The sequence below is a fragment of the Novosphingobium terrae genome (assembly GCF_017163935.1).
GTDB classification, from domain to species: Bacteria; Pseudomonadota; Alphaproteobacteria; order Sphingomonadales; family Sphingomonadaceae; genus Novosphingobium; species Novosphingobium terrae.
Genome location: NZ_JABVZR010000001.1, coordinates 3,442,573 through 3,455,382 on the forward strand (window position 1 = coordinate 3,442,573; position 12,810 = coordinate 3,455,382).

A 12,810-nucleotide genomic window follows, 5' to 3' on the forward strand; every position below is an offset into this window, starting at 1 on the left:
TTTGTTCCGCAGCCTCGATGCCCTGCTCGGCAGCGATGATACCGCCGCGCGGCGCTGGATCGACACGGTCAATCTCGATCTGGCGGCCAAGCCGATCGACAAACTCGACACGATGCGCGGCCTGATCGAAGTGTGTGACTATGTGGACTTCTACCGCGATCGCGTCTGAGCATCGGACCTACCAGGGCGCGATCTGGCGGCTGGTCGAGGGGCAGCACCGGATTTCGACGAACCGGCTGGCCCGGGACGGCGCCACCCAAGCCTTGCTGGAAGAACTGGCCGAGGAGGTAAAGCCGATGGTGCCGGAAAGCGCTCGGCATCTGCACTTCCTGCTCGCCACGCCCTTTCGCTATGGCCACAAGAGCGCGAGCCGCTTCCGCCGCGCCAATGAGCGCCCCGGCATCTTCTATGCCGCCGAGGCGGAAACAACTGCCATCGCCGAAGCCGCTTACTGGTCCTTGCGCTTCTTCAGCCGATCGCCGGGCTTCTCCCCTCCCACCACGACAGTGGAATACACCAGCTTCCATGTGCGTGTCGCGACCGACCGTGCCCTGGATCTCACGATCGAGCCTTTCGCGAAACAGGAAGCCGATTGGACGGCACCGGACGACTATGCACCATGCCAGGACTTGGCCACACAGGCACGCGAAGCTCAGACAGCCTTGATCCGAACATTGTCCGCGCGTGCGGACGACGGACAATGCAATGTTGTGGTTCTCGCTCCCGATGCCTTTGAGGTCGCCATGCCCACGATCCACAGGACATGGCATTTTCGTCACCAGCATGGACGTCTCTCAGTGCTCGGTGCCTTCCCTTCCGAGGAACGGCATGAATTCTCTGGCTCCCAGTTCGGATTATAGGATACGGATCAGGGATATCTGACGGGGGCGGCAGCAAGGGCGAAACACGCCGGATCAATGCCAGCCCTAGAGAAAAACATGCCTGCCTCCAAAAGCCAAAGCCCCGCCATTTCTGTCAATTTCCAAGCTACGGAGCTTGCCGTGATTGATCGCGCTGCGGCATTGCGGGGCTGTCGCCGAACAGACTTCATAAAGCTGGCGGCCGTTGAAGCAGCTGCGGAAGCATTGGCAGACCCTTTCATCACCGCCACGAGCGAGAGAGACTAACAGGTGGGTGAAAATTCGCGCGCAACCTGCGGAACCGCGAACCTCAATCGAAAAACAGACGCCCTGAGAGTGTTCGCCACCACCACGCCGCCAGCCGCTCAAGGACTTTCAGAGCGCCCCGTCATGCCGACCGCATGGCAAGTGACGACAAGAGGCATCTTCAAGATGCGGGGAAATGTCCCATTTGTCCCTTCCTGACCGCTTTTGACCCTATTTGCACCGTTCAAGCTGCCAGCATTTTAGACGACAATCGGCGCACGATATCTCGTGAAAGGATTGTCCTTATGGCCACCGATTCCTTCATCCGCCTCGCCGAAGTGCTCAAGCGTACCAGCCTGAGCCGGGCGACCCTCTACCGGAAAATCCAGGACGGCAGCTTCCCGGCCCAGACCAAGCTCTCCACCCGGCGCTGCGGCTGGAAGGAATCCGTCCTCCAGAATTGGTGCGACAATCCCATAAACTGGAGCGCGGAGAGCATGCTTCCGCCAGATCAGGGATAACGCAGTCCTCCGGGCCAGCGTTTTCGGCCAGCTGCCAGCCTCCCTTCAACAGCTCTTGGCACGCCACATGAACGCAACCTAAGTCGCTATCTTTTCGCCAGATCCAGAGACGCGCGGCGGCCCGTTAACTGCACCCACGCAGCCGATTGCCACCGGACTTAAGCTCACAAACAGTTTTCTGAAAAAATCGCGCCTAACAGTGCATTTTCATCGACATACCGTTGATATGCATGGGAACCAAACCGGACACCCTGAGTTCCTGACGCGTCCACGCATTTTTACCTACGGCGAACAACGAAGACGCGCGAGTAACCCTATGAAGCTAGATATCCTTCCCGCTGGAAAAGCGGCGGCCACTCTTTTTGTCGAGAGCAAACAGGGCGTCATCTTACCTGTCTTCGATGACACGTTCGAAGGCTGCGCCAAGGTTCTGAGAAAGATGTCACCGACTGAGGATGGCAGCACATTGTGGATCGAGTGCATAGGGCAAAAGTTCGATGCGGCGTGGGTCGAGGCTCACCTTCGATCGGATACCACTGGCGCTCCGGAATAATTGGCGATTTGTCACATTGTGGAATTGGGCCCCGCCGCCCCTGATAAACCAAACGCGGACCTCAAAAGGACCGCCAGTACCCCGCAGGGTTTCTCATAATTCATGGCTGCAGCGCTGTACCTCAGGTGAGGTGTACCCGTTCGGGATCAAAAGGCGTTTTTCGAGACGAAATCTGACGAATGATCCCGAGCGGGAACATGTGCGATCCCGGCTTCAGACAAGTGACGTGACATCAACCTGAGAGGTTGAGCATCGCATTGTCACGAGCCGATACCTCCCCATACCATCCATCACTGGTCGAAATCCCGACCGTCAGTCTTTGCAAGAATGAACAATCGCCCAGGCTGCGCAAACCCGCCCAATTGAAACAGGATCGCGCAGCAGATCTCGGCAGGCCGCCTTGAGATGCAAGGGAAGCGCGCGCGAACGACGTCTCGGCAGCCCCGAATGACGGGCCGCCCCGGCTCTGACCGGCAAAGCGTCACAAAGAAGTGGGAACGATTGTAACAGCCGATATTGCCTCAACCATGGCGCGTGATAACACGGCGGCGGGCTGGCAAAATCCGGGCGGATGGACTTCAAAGATATCAGGTTAAAGGCGGCATTCCGTGCATCGGAACCGGCTCTGGCTGGATACCTCGATTCTCCATGGACCATCACGTCAGCCAAATTGGCAAATCGTGTCGCACAAAAATAGGCAGATTAGGTTCATGAGGGACGGATTTGATCGGCTCACCGAACGGCAAAAAGATTGCCTCCGGTTGAAGTACGGCCAGCACGAGACGAAGGCCATCGCCGCCAAACTCTCGATCAGTCCGGATATGGTCACCCAGCACCTGAAGCGTGCCAGGCAGCATCTGGGGGTCAGCCGGAGCTCTGAGGCGGCCCGTCTGTTTGCCGAGCACGAAGGTCTCAGCCCATCCCATCCAGTGGTATCCCCTCCGACTGAACTCAACGAAACGCCGGAAATGGGCAACTTGGCCTCGTCTGCGATCGAGCCGGATGAGACGATCATCGTTCAGGAGGTTCTGGTGCCCTACACAGCCCAGCAACCGATGGAGCAAAGAAGTCTTGGCTGGCCCGTACCAACGGCACGGAGGCCGACTAATACGTTGTCACGCGTTGAAATGCTGGGGTGGGCGCTGCTGATAGCCTTTATGGCTGTCTCCCTGCTCGGCGCCATGCGCGGACTGCTTCACTAGGACCGTCTTCACGTAACCGAATCATCAGATACCGCGCCGGCTATGCCGCCCGTGGGATGGAGACTTGCATGTCCGTGACCCCCAATCTCATCCAGTCCGCTCGCGAAATCAAAACAGCTTTGGACACCAGCGAAGCGACCAACCTTTCTGCAATGCGCGATACCGCCCGCGCGATCGCCGAGATCGCTCACAGCTTTGTCGCGAATGGCGTTGCTGATCAGGGAGTCATGGACGAGGCAATGGGGGCCCTGACTTCCATTCATCAGGGCCAGCGGGCACTCCTGTCCGCACATACCCGTCTCGCAGCCTTCGGCCGCAAGCTCGGCATTCAGGAAACCCAGTGGGGCGACTGCGTTCCCTACGGCGCCAAGGCCTCGCTCAACGTCGTGGAAGCGGCCTGACCGACGCGGGGGCAGCGAGCCCCCGTTGACGAACAGCCATGGTCATGGTGTGCAGACCGCATGCCTGAACTTCGCCAGATAAGCTTTGCGGTCTTCACAATCCTGGCGTTCGCCTATGCCCTCTTCTGTGGGGGGCGGCCCGAACGCCAGGGAGTGATCCTCAATCTGGTCGCGTCTCTCTTGTCGGTTGTGGCGGTCGTCACATTCGGCTGGGCCGCGATCTACCCGCTCCTGGTCATAGACATTGCGGTCTGCATCGGTTTCCTGGAAATCGCCGCCCGCTCCGATAGGTATTGGCCGATATGGTCGCTAGGCATGGCAATCCCGTCAGTGGTAGCCCATCTCGCAAAACTGATAGGCCAGGACAGCGTCTGGCACCTTTACCAGCGCACGGAAAGCTTCTGGGCCTGGCCGGCTTTGACGGCTTTGGTCGTGGGAACCTGGTTCCGCCAACACCGTCAGAAGACTGTGAAAGCCTCTCCAGACTGATCCGCAGCGTCGCCGGCGAAAGCGCATCACATTTTGCCGCCAATCTCCTGCGCGAGTTTGGCGCGCTTCAGGCTGTCATGGCGGGCAACCACGAGAGCATCGCCAAAATCAGCAATCACGACATTGCCGATCTTATAACCTCGGCCTGGAAGACCTGCCGTCTGGCTTTGCGCGAGATCCTGGAAGCCCGACCAGTCATCAGCTCCTCTCAGGCTCTCATCGACTATCTGAGGTCGGAGATGGCCTTTCTGCCAAACGAGAGGGTCTACGTCCTGTTTCTCACCTCACGTCTCCGGCTCATCACCGAGAAGGTTATCTCACAGGGCGATGGTCGGGAGGCTGCAATCCGACCTCATGACATCACTGACCTAGCCAAGAGCCTAGGCGCTACCGGGATTATCATCGCCCACAACCACCCCTCAGGCAATCCGGAGCCGAGCGCTGCCGACAAGCAGGCCACCCTTGAACTCGACCGGATTTGCCAAAGGAACGGCATTCGTCTCCTTGATCACCTGATCATTTCCAGGAGCGGATGGAACAGCCTGAAGGCCTTGGGCCATCTGACACGGACCGAGCCCTAAGGGCCCCGCCCCACAACATCAATCATCCGAACCGGTGCGCGACCTTTCCTGTCGCGGGAGATTTCTTTAATGTTGCTTGCTTCGTCCCCTGGGCCGACCAGGGATACACTCTACCTGACTTCCTCTGCGCCGCAGACGCCGTTGAGCTGGGAACATCGCGACTGGACCGCGCCCTGGCTCGATTTGCGGTGGGGGGCCCGCCCCGCGCCGAGTCTGGAACAGCGCGCATTTGGCCGGGATATTCTCAAGGCCGTTGAGCGTCGGCTCTCGATCGGTCAACTCAACTATGTGCCTGACAAGGCATCCGATGCTCGTTTTGACCATCTCAGCAGCCACATCAGCTGGTTCCAGATCGATGAATTTCGGACGCCATCAGAGATGGCGTGGTTGCCTGGGGTCGGACCCAAGACAAGGATGCTCGTCACAGCACGCCCATCACGGATCGAGATTTCACTTCTGAATCAAACCGTCAAATTCCTCGAAATTGACATCCCGCGTGAACCGGTAAGCTTGGGATCATGTCTCGATGCCGAGGGCGCCGCTGCCGAGGTGCGGGCGAGCATGAGCCTGCTCGATCTGGATTATGCGAGTGTCTCCACCGAGCATCGTAACCACCATATCAGCGCGATCGTCGACAAGTTCCTCAGTTCTCAACTGTCACGAGAGCTCGATGGCTCTCGATTCAACGTCAATTTCGCTCTCACTCGGCCAGGCGAACCTCTCAGCGCAACAGGCTCTGTCGAAGAGTGCGACCTGGCGCTTTCAGAGGCGCGTCCACGCCGGTTTGGACTCACGCCGGACACCCAGGCGCGGCTGGTCAGTCAGTGCGATTCACTCCACTTCAATGTGATCAGCACTGAAGCGTCCACATCGTCGGCGCCTTTCACACAAGTGCGGGTTGCCGATACGATGCCGTTTTCGGCGGTGGTCAGTCGCAACTCGTTTTTGTTGCCGCCAGCGGGAGCAACGGCGCATGTGGAACCGCTCATCTTTTCATACGACGATCCGGGGATGGCTCCGTCAGACACACATCAATGGTGCCGCCCTCGATGGACGATCGACCTGTCCCGGTTACCGGATGCTTCGGTCCTGCCCCCTCCAAGAGACGACTGGGAGAAATTATAGAGGGCCGGCGCGCTACCAGGTGAAGCGGATCAAAATCTTTTCGTACCCGTCCGCGTGGCTCTTTTCCCAATTCGGTTGAGAGCTGCATGGCCGCCGGGCCGATGAACCGACCGATTTTGGGCAGGCTTCTCGATCAGCAAAATCGGTCAGGTTACCCTTCGCTCGAGAACATGGGCCGGTGCAACCTTCCGCAGCTCCTCGAAGAATGCGTCGTGCACATCATCCTTCAGGTCGAACTTACTGCGCACATCGGGCAGGAGACCCCCATCGATGGCCGCTGAAATCGCCGCGCGGGCACGAGCAATGCGGCTCTTCACAGTGCCCAGCGGCGTACCGCAGATTTCGGCCACTTCCTCATAGCTGACGCCGCCGACACACATAAGGACGAGCACCTCGCGCTGGGTAGCCGGAAGCGTCGCCAGGGCACGCAGCACGTCGGCAGCTTCGAGGCGCCCTTCCTGCGATCCAGGGATGGTCAAAACCCGTTCCGCTTCGGCCTCATTGTATTCGCCTACGAACCGTTCGCGACGAATTTGACCAAAATACAGATGTCTCAGGATGGTATAGATCCAGGCACGGAATCTCGTGCCTGCAATGAAGCTGCCTCGCGCCGCCCAGGCCTTCATCAATGCTTCCTGAGCCAGGTCGTCCGCTCGATCGCGGTCGCCGCAAAGCATGCGAGCAAAAGCGCGCAAATGTGGAATGACCGCTGTCAGTTCCTCATGGAAATCGGCGTCAGAGAGCCGAGCACCTTCAACTTGATCCTGGGTCTTAACAGGGACGCTCTGGCCCGATTCATTTTCGGGCAGACAGTTACCGGAATGAGAGACTCGCGTCAGAACAGATTCTTCATTGGTTTCGGTGTTCTGTCCCGTCACGAAGCGCCTCCGGTTCCCTAGGTTGCTAGGTAACGGATGTTTTTGCCAACAGTTCCAGCACGCTTTGCTTCGCAAAGGCATGATGAAGCCAGGCAACCTCATCGGAACCTCGTCCTGGCGCCCATCCTACCTGCCAAGGCATGATCATACCCTCCGAAGAGATGGCGTTCCATTTCCCCGAGCCGCCAGCGCAACAACGCTCTCGTTCAACGATAGCGCGGAACCACCGAAATCGTGGTTCCGCTCAGCATCGACTTGATCTCACGGCCCGCCGGGATGACCTGCGCCGTGGAGATCGCCCCGAGCAGCCTATCGCAAATTCAAACCGGGACCCGGCGCCACTTTGGCTCCTTGCCGCAAGGCATCAAGAAGATCCGACCACCACTGGGCCATCTCGACACGTTCCTTCCAGTGCGTTCCTCGATGATAGGCTGCGCGCACCCTGTCAGTGTCACCATGCGCCAACGCTCTTTCGATAGCATCATAGGACCATTGTCCGGACTCGTTCAGAAGCGTGCTGGCCATCGCCCGAAACCCATGAGCAGTCATTTCATCGGTCGTGTAACCGAGCCGCCTCAGAGCGGCGTTGATGGTGTTCTCCGACATTGGTCGCTTGCGCGAACGGATGGATGGAAACACAAAACCGCGCGGCCCCGTCATCTCGTAGGCCTCCTCCAGTAAGGCGATTGACTGGAGTGACAGCGGGACATGATGCGGCTTGCGCATCTTCATTTTCTCGGCCGGGATGGTCCAGAGAGCCGCATCCAGATTGATTTCCTCCCAACACGCATGGCGAAGCTCTCCGGGTCGGACAAAAACATGGGGGGACAGCTTCAATGCCAGTCGGGTTGTCATATGCCCGTCAAAGCCATCAATGGCTCTGAGCAGTTCACCCACGCGGCAAGCTTCAGTAACTGCCCCATAATGCTTGACTTTGGGCGTGAGCAGAGCGCCGCGCAGATCCCTGGTCGGGTCCGACCGCAGCCGGGCAGTTGCAACAGCATATCGGAAGACTGCGCTCGACAACTGCAGTGTCCGTCGGGCGCTCTCCAGATTGCCTCTCTGCTCGATTTTCCGGACTGCCGCCAAAACGTCGATCGGCTCGATCTCATGAACCGGCAGGCGCCCGATCGAGCTGTCCAGCAGGCCCAGGAGATATTCGGAGCGGGACGCCGTGGCAGGAGCCCAGGCGCGGTCGCCGTCATTCCTGCGCTTGAAGCAATACTCCTTGGCAATGGCGGTGAAGGTGTTTTCCTTCAGAAGCTGGGACCTCAGCTTTCCAAGCCTCTGGAGGCGAGCGGGATCTTTACCCTCATAAATCTGATCGCGGGCCTCGTCGCGGCGCTTGCGGGCATCCCGAAGGTTGACCTCAGGGTACCGTCCGAAGGTCAGCTTCTTTTCGACGCCGCCCTGCTTGTATTTCATCCGCCAGGTTTTGCCGCCCGATGGCAGGACCACCAGAAACAATCCCAGCATATCATGCATCTTGTAGGACTTCTCACGCGGCGCTGCGTTACGAATCGCTATATCTGTCAATGGCATAGGACGGACCTTTCATGGCCAAACCCCTACCCGAGGTCCGGCCCCAAAATTGGCCCCACGAATCTCCAAAATTTAGGCCCCACTTGGCCAGAGATGTCTTGAGATAGAGAGAGATTTGGTGAGCCAGAGGAGGCTCAAAAATACTCTTCTTTTCCGTGACTTACAAAGCTCTGTGGGATGCTCTGAGAGCAAATTCTGGAGCGGGTAGCGGGAATCGAACCCGCATAGCCAGCTTGGAAGGCTGGAGCTTTACCACTAAGCTATACCCGCATTATCAACGACTTAGATGGCCATTGACAGTGCCGTTTTACAGGCCGTTTTACAGATCCCCTGCAATGCGCCTGCCGATTGCCACGACGATGGCCGCCTCGTCAACGTATCTTTTCCGAATTGTGGCAACCTGAGTCTCGCTCCAGCCCATGACCGACGCGATTTCGGAGTTGGTCAGGCTGCCGCCTGGGAGCGTCATCAGCTTGGTCGCATAGGTGCCGCGCAGATCGTGCAGAGTCTTCTGATGATCGAGCTCACGCACCAGATCCGCACCCTGCTGATAGGCGATCTGCTCTTGCGCAGCTTCGCTCAGAGGGGCGCTGGGCGGCAAGGAAGCGCGCAACGCGCGGGGTGCCGCGGCAAGTGGCGGGACCAACGCGGGCTGAAGGGTGTCTTTGATCATCGACATCCGGAAGGCGCGCAGCCCGGTGGGTGCCAAGTACACAACATTCCAATCGACCGCGCGGCCTAAGCCAAAGGCACGCAGTCTGCCTCGACCTTCCCGGCCATGCGGCAAGCGGCTCTTTCCCCGTGTCTTTTACCGTCCTTCTTCCAAGAACCGCCAAGTCGGGAAAATAGGCTCTCGGCATCGCCATGCTCGATGCCATGACCATCATCGATTACCTCGATTGCCTCGAAGTCGCCGAGTTGATCCTCACGAAGAAACATCTCGACACGGTTAGCGTCGGCATCGAGAGCATTCCAGATGAGTTCAGCAACAGCGAGGATTGGCTTTCTCACCTGAGCAAGGCGTTCGAGATGATCGTTCTGGACCTGAATTTCGACTGTCTTGGCGGTCATGAGCGGGCCGCTTCGGCAGCCATGTGGCCGGCCAATGAGGCAACGAACGTCTTGAGGCTCGTCAGCTCGGATAACTCGCCGAATTCGCCGTTGACCGACGCTGTGCGCGGCGAGGCTATCAGGGCTGCAGCGCTGTAAAGCTGCTCCTTAGCGAGCCGCTGACAGAGGATGTCGTATCGTTTGAGGTAGGACGCACCTTGGAATTCCGGAAAGACCGCGAAGTGTGGTGAGCGGTCCGTGACGACACGGCGCGATTCCGGCGCGTCCTCCACCATCATCAACCAACCCACGAAAGGCTTGGTTTGCCCGCCGAATGCGCCTTCGCGGTAGGCAGTCCACAAGTCGTGGGCGGTGCCGATTGCCTCTTCAGAGCGGTTGTTGAAGTTGTTTCCGAACGATGGACCTACCTGACTCTTCAGCTCGATCGCCGCGATAAGGTGGCCTCCGTGCATCACCAGCACGTCCCACAGCTTAGTCGGGCGAAAAAAGCCGGGAAGAGTAAGAACGGAGCGCTGTTGGTGCACTTGTGCACCAGTCGGTCCATTGGCCTGAACGATGTCGATCAGCATCGCGAGGAAGCCGTCCATGTTTTTGCCCGCAGTGACCCCGGCGCGCTCGCCCTGATCGGCCTTGCCTGCCTCAATCTGGGCTTGACGGGCCTTCTCCCGATTGCCCCAGAACGCCATGGTGGCCTCCTTCGCTTTGGTCTCATAGTCGGCAAGGTCAAGCGCCATAAACTTATTCCCCCCCTAGTGCCGCCCGTTCGTTTGCAGACAGCTGGTACAGTTCATAGACGGCCTCATTGCAGGCTTGGATATTCTTGGCCGTAGCCGCAACGATCAACCGGCGTTGCAAGGATACGGATACATCCCGCCATTTCGGTAAGCGGATGCGCCGAAGGTACTGCGCCTGAAAGCGTAAATATCCGCCGCGCATCTTCGTTGAATAGGTCGACACGAACAGCCGCGCGATACCGGACAGGAGGACGCCCTGGAGCGCACGAATATCCCAATGATCGGACGTGATAAAGTAGAGATTGTGGTGCGGGTACAGCCGCCCTTCTTCATAAACGATATTGGCTTCGCCCTTGATGTCGGGGATCAGGAGCTTCGGTCGGCTGGCCAGCTCCGGGTAAATGCGGTCAATGGTGCGATACCAGTTGGCCGGGGCCTTCTGGGCGACATGGCGCTTGGCGATCTGATCCTTGCGATTCTCCAGATAGCGCGCGAGCCGCGGAAACTTCGCAAGATCGACAAGCCGGCCATCATCGCCGAACGGATTAATGACTCCCCGCCCTCCCCACAGGACGACGCCGGTGTCGATGTCTCGCGTTGTTGCCATCCGCAACTTGCGGCACGGCTCCACGTCTAGTGCCTGAAACGGCCCGGTGAAGGCCTTGTCGGCGCCAGTTGCGACCCCAATGCCGACCTTGCAGCCGGTTTCCTCAATCGTCGGAAAGCTAGCTTCGAGGCGGCGGACCAGCGCTAGCTGGTCTGATGATTCGAGAATCCAGGGGTTCGCTCCATCCGTGACCTGATGGATCTCACGTGCACCGCTGTTCAAATCGGGTTCGGCCCAACCGGTCAGTGCTGCTGAAAGCATGGCCAGCTCAGAACTATCGATGCTAGGGCGAATGGCAATCCGAGTCGGGCCAGATTTTTCGCGGGAAATGACAGTTATTGCTGGATAGGCGACCACATCCGTGTGGAAGGCTGGCGTATCAACCATATCAATGTATGTTTTGAGATGGAACTGTTCGGAAATGAGCTGTCGAAGGCGAGCACCGTAACGGTTCTTCATCCAACGATCGGAGCAAATGAAGCCCATGTGCCCGCCCTTGGAAAGGGCGCGGGCCGATCGCTCGATGAAGGGCACATAAATATCGGCGCGGTCATAGATCGTGCTGTAACGTGCCCGGTACTCGGCCATGAGAGCGTCAGAAATCAGTTCCTGCCGGATGTAGGGAGGGTTGCCCACAACATAGTCAAATTGGCCGTCTAGTGGTGCGAGCAAGAAGTCACCGCAAGTAAGCCACTGGTTAACCAGGGCCTCGCCCTCTTCAAGCCTGATGCCTGCACGCTGCAAACGGTCAAGAACCTGATCGCGCGTGTGCTCAGCAGACGCGCGATGCAACTCCACTGCCCGGATGGCGTGAGTTAGCGAAGTTATCGGGTTCGGCATACCCGCCGATTGCCAAGCGGTGAGCAGGCGGTCGATTGCGGAGAGCAGGAAATCACCTTGACCAAAAGATGGCTCGAGCAATCGACGTTCATGCAATGGCTGGTCGGTGGAATAGCCCACTAGGTCGAGAATGAAATCGACCACTTCACGGCGGGTGAAGATCGCGCCGCGCTCATTGATGCCGGCGGCAGCCATGCTGGCGACGGCTTCGGTGACTGGGCAGAACCCTGGCAAAGAGGGGTGGATAGCGGTGACCGCTGCGACGCTAGTTACCATCAGAAAAGCCTCGCTTGCTGTTCGTCCACAGCCGACGCGGAAAGTGCGGCGATGTTCAGGCTGGCGAGCCGTTCCTTGCCCTGGGCAAGGTCGTACTCCATTTGCAAATGGAGCCAGGCTTCGGGTTGCCCCCCGAATACGACCGCCAGTCGGATGGCCATCTCGCGCGATATGCCACAATGGCCGTTCACCAGATTGTTGAGCGCTTGCCGGGTTACCCCAAGTAGCTGGGCTGCCTGGAATACGGATAGGCCGTTCCGTGCGAGACATTCTGCCCGGACAGCTTTCCCGGGGTCTGCAGGGCAGGTGAGGTTCATGGAACAAAACTAGGCCTTGGCGAGTCAGGGCGTCAACAGACGCTTGTCAGTTGTCACCAGCCTCTAACGCCCCTTGACAAGCTTTTCCGTTTGATACCTCCGGCATCGAAAACGCGCCTTCATCGAGCGGTGAAACTCGCCTCAATCGATAGCATAAAAACTATTATTTATCAAATACTTGACTCCTAAAAGCGACATTGTGGCTATTTCCCAGACCTTGGCCTAAGCATAACAGAGGGGCTTACAGGGCTCGACGAATAGCCAGTTTCGGCATAGTTGGGCGTTGTTGGTCGCTGCAGCGATGGGCAGCAAAGTGCTAATCTCGGTCGTCCAACAGGCACTGAATTTGTGTGTCTCTACGGGCTCCCTACAGGCAAGGACGCCGCAGGTCCTGCTGACCTTGCTTTCTTGGCTATCGGCGCCGCTTTTTACCGCATGACTCTGTCCTAAATGCAGTCACCAACGCCTGTAACGGCAGCGGTTGAGGAAGTGCAGGGACACCGTGCCCTAGCCTGTGACATTAATTGCAACTCACTCAAGCCATAAGTGCTCAACAGCGCATCCCTC

At 58.4% G+C, this 12,810-nt stretch carries 17 protein-coding genes and 1 tRNA gene; 10 read left to right on the plus strand and 8 right to left on the minus strand.

What is annotated here, in order from left to right; all coding sequences use genetic code 11:
- Position 1 precedes the first annotated feature (1 nt).
- The 10 genes from HGK27_RS31075 (at position 2) to HGK27_RS15475 (ending at position 5,978) form a co-directional block, all read left to right on the plus strand.
- Positions 2-169: an MbcA/ParS/Xre antitoxin family protein gene (locus HGK27_RS31075; protein WP_241127203.1), complete on the plus strand. Its 168-nt coding sequence runs from the start codon at positions 2-4 to the stop codon at positions 167-169.
- Positions 141-860 (plus strand): RES family NAD+ phosphorylase, encoded by a 720-nt coding sequence (locus tag HGK27_RS15435; protein ID WP_206241680.1) that lies wholly within the window; start codon positions 141-143, stop codon positions 858-860. Before HGK27_RS31075 ends, HGK27_RS15435 begins: the two co-directional genes overlap by 29 nt.
- A 78-nt stretch (positions 861-938) precedes the next feature.
- Positions 939-1,127, plus strand: a complete 189-nt coding sequence (locus tag HGK27_RS31435) for a type II toxin -antitoxin system TacA 1-like antitoxin (protein WP_206241681.1) — start codon at positions 939-941, stop codon at positions 1,125-1,127.
- A gap of 284 nt (positions 1,128-1,411) precedes the next feature.
- A complete protein-coding gene (locus tag HGK27_RS15445) occupies positions 1,412-1,627 on the plus strand; it encodes a helix-turn-helix transcriptional regulator (RefSeq protein ID WP_206241682.1) in 216 nt (71 codons plus the stop codon).
- 316 nt (positions 1,628-1,943) lie between these two features.
- On the plus strand, positions 1,944-2,180 hold the full coding sequence (locus HGK27_RS15450) for a hypothetical protein (RefSeq protein ID WP_206241683.1): 237 nt from the start codon (positions 1,944-1,946) through the stop codon (positions 2,178-2,180).
- A 710-nt stretch (positions 2,181-2,890) separates the two neighbouring features.
- Positions 2,891-3,382, plus strand: coding sequence for a helix-turn-helix domain-containing protein (locus HGK27_RS15455; protein ID WP_206241684.1), 492 nt, complete (start codon positions 2,891-2,893; stop codon positions 3,380-3,382).
- 68 nt (positions 3,383-3,450) lie between these two features.
- Entirely contained in the window at positions 3,451-3,783 is a 333-nt protein-coding gene (locus HGK27_RS15460) for a hypothetical protein (protein ID WP_206241686.1), read from the plus strand.
- 60 nt (positions 3,784-3,843) lie between these two features.
- The gene (locus tag HGK27_RS15465; protein WP_206241687.1) at positions 3,844-4,272 is read left to right on the plus strand and encodes a hypothetical protein; all 429 of its coding nucleotides are present in this window, start codon (positions 3,844-3,846) and stop codon (positions 4,270-4,272) included.
- A 77-nt stretch (positions 4,273-4,349) separates the two neighbouring features.
- Complete coding sequence (locus tag HGK27_RS15470; protein ID WP_206241688.1) at positions 4,350-4,853, plus strand: JAB domain-containing protein; 504 nt, start codon at positions 4,350-4,352, stop codon at positions 4,851-4,853.
- A 69-nt stretch (positions 4,854-4,922) separates the two neighbouring features.
- Complete coding sequence (locus HGK27_RS15475; RefSeq protein WP_206241689.1) at positions 4,923-5,978, plus strand: hypothetical protein; 1,056 nt, start codon at positions 4,923-4,925, stop codon at positions 5,976-5,978.
- 146 nt (positions 5,979-6,124) lie between these two features.
- On the opposite strand, the gene HGK27_RS15480 is transcribed toward HGK27_RS15475, so the two are convergent.
- The 8 genes from HGK27_RS15480 to HGK27_RS15515 all read right to left on the minus strand — a co-directional run bounded on the left by HGK27_RS15480 (position 6,125) and on the right by HGK27_RS15515 (position 12,243).
- Positions 6,125-6,856 carry a sigma-70 family RNA polymerase sigma factor gene (locus HGK27_RS15480; protein ID WP_241127204.1) on the minus strand — a complete coding sequence of 244 codons (732 nt, stop codon included), beginning with the start codon at positions 6,854-6,856 and terminating at the stop codon, positions 6,125-6,127.
- A 309-nt stretch (positions 6,857-7,165) separates the two neighbouring features.
- Positions 7,166-8,398, minus strand: a complete 1,233-nt coding sequence (locus HGK27_RS15485; RefSeq protein ID WP_206241690.1) for a tyrosine-type recombinase/integrase — start codon at positions 8,396-8,398, stop codon at positions 7,166-7,168.
- A 196-nt stretch (positions 8,399-8,594) separates the two neighbouring features.
- Positions 8,595-8,668: transfer RNA gene (locus HGK27_RS15490), tRNA-Gly, on the minus strand.
- Positions 8,669-8,717: 49 nt separating this feature from the next.
- Entirely contained in the window at positions 8,718-9,071 is a 354-nt protein-coding gene (locus HGK27_RS15495; protein ID WP_206241695.1) for a hypothetical protein, read from the minus strand.
- A gap of 65 nt (positions 9,072-9,136) precedes the next feature.
- Positions 9,137-9,469 (minus strand): ATP-binding protein, encoded by a 333-nt coding sequence (locus HGK27_RS15500; RefSeq protein WP_206241696.1) that lies wholly within the window; start codon positions 9,467-9,469, stop codon positions 9,137-9,139.
- Entirely contained in the window at positions 9,466-10,203 is a 738-nt protein-coding gene (locus HGK27_RS15505; RefSeq protein WP_206241698.1) for a PaeR7I family type II restriction endonuclease, read from the minus strand. The genes HGK27_RS15500 and HGK27_RS15505 overlap by 4 nt, the downstream gene beginning before the upstream one ends.
- A gap of 4 nt (positions 10,204-10,207) precedes the next feature.
- Entirely contained in the window at positions 10,208-11,926 is a 1,719-nt protein-coding gene (locus tag HGK27_RS15510) for an Eco57I restriction-modification methylase domain-containing protein (protein ID WP_206241699.1), read from the minus strand.
- Positions 11,926-12,243: a HigA family addiction module antitoxin gene (locus HGK27_RS15515; protein ID WP_206241700.1), complete on the minus strand. Its 318-nt coding sequence runs from the start codon at positions 12,241-12,243 to the stop codon at positions 11,926-11,928. The genes HGK27_RS15510 and HGK27_RS15515 overlap by 1 nt, the downstream gene beginning before the upstream one ends.
- Positions 12,244-12,810 lie beyond the last annotated feature (567 nt).

Bases quoted from the DNA above. Each gene is read 5' to 3' on its own strand.
- HGK27_RS15445 (WP_206241682.1), top strand. From the start codon at position 1,412: ATGGCCACCGATTCCTTCATCCGCCTCGCCGAAGTGCTCAAGCGTACC.
- HGK27_RS15465 (WP_206241687.1), top strand. From the start codon at position 3,844: ATGCCTGAACTTCGCCAGATAAGCTTTGCGGTCTTCACAATCCTGGCG.
- HGK27_RS15515 (WP_206241700.1), bottom strand. From the start codon at position 12,243: ATGAACCTCACCTGCCCTGCAGACCCCGGGAAAGCTGTCCGGGCAGAA.
- HGK27_RS15470 (WP_206241688.1), top strand. From the start codon at position 4,350: ATGGCGGGCAACCACGAGAGCATCGCCAAAATCAGCAATCACGACATT.
- HGK27_RS31435 (WP_206241681.1), top strand. From the start codon at position 939: ATGCCTGCCTCCAAAAGCCAAAGCCCCGCCATTTCTGTCAATTTCCAA.
- HGK27_RS15460 (WP_206241686.1), top strand. From the start codon at position 3,451: ATGTCCGTGACCCCCAATCTCATCCAGTCCGCTCGCGAAATCAAAACA.
- HGK27_RS15455 (WP_206241684.1), top strand. From the start codon at position 2,891: ATGAGGGACGGATTTGATCGGCTCACCGAACGGCAAAAAGATTGCCTC.
- HGK27_RS15435 (WP_206241680.1), top strand. From the start codon at position 141: ATGTGGACTTCTACCGCGATCGCGTCTGAGCATCGGACCTACCAGGGC.
- HGK27_RS15475 (WP_206241689.1), top strand. From the start codon at position 4,923: ATGTTGCTTGCTTCGTCCCCTGGGCCGACCAGGGATACACTCTACCTG.
- HGK27_RS15510 (WP_206241699.1), bottom strand. From the start codon at position 11,926: ATGGTAACTAGCGTCGCAGCGGTCACCGCTATCCACCCCTCTTTGCCA.
- HGK27_RS15450 (WP_206241683.1), top strand. From the start codon at position 1,944: ATGAAGCTAGATATCCTTCCCGCTGGAAAAGCGGCGGCCACTCTTTTT.
- HGK27_RS15500 (WP_206241696.1), bottom strand. From the start codon at position 9,469: ATGACCGCCAAGACAGTCGAAATTCAGGTCCAGAACGATCATCTCGAA.
- HGK27_RS15505 (WP_206241698.1), bottom strand. From the start codon at position 10,203: ATGGCGCTTGACCTTGCCGACTATGAGACCAAAGCGAAGGAGGCCACC.
- HGK27_RS15495 (WP_206241695.1), bottom strand. From the start codon at position 9,071: ATGATCAAAGACACCCTTCAGCCCGCGTTGGTCCCGCCACTTGCCGCG.
- HGK27_RS15485 (WP_206241690.1), bottom strand. From the start codon at position 8,398: ATGCCATTGACAGATATAGCGATTCGTAACGCAGCGCCGCGTGAGAAG.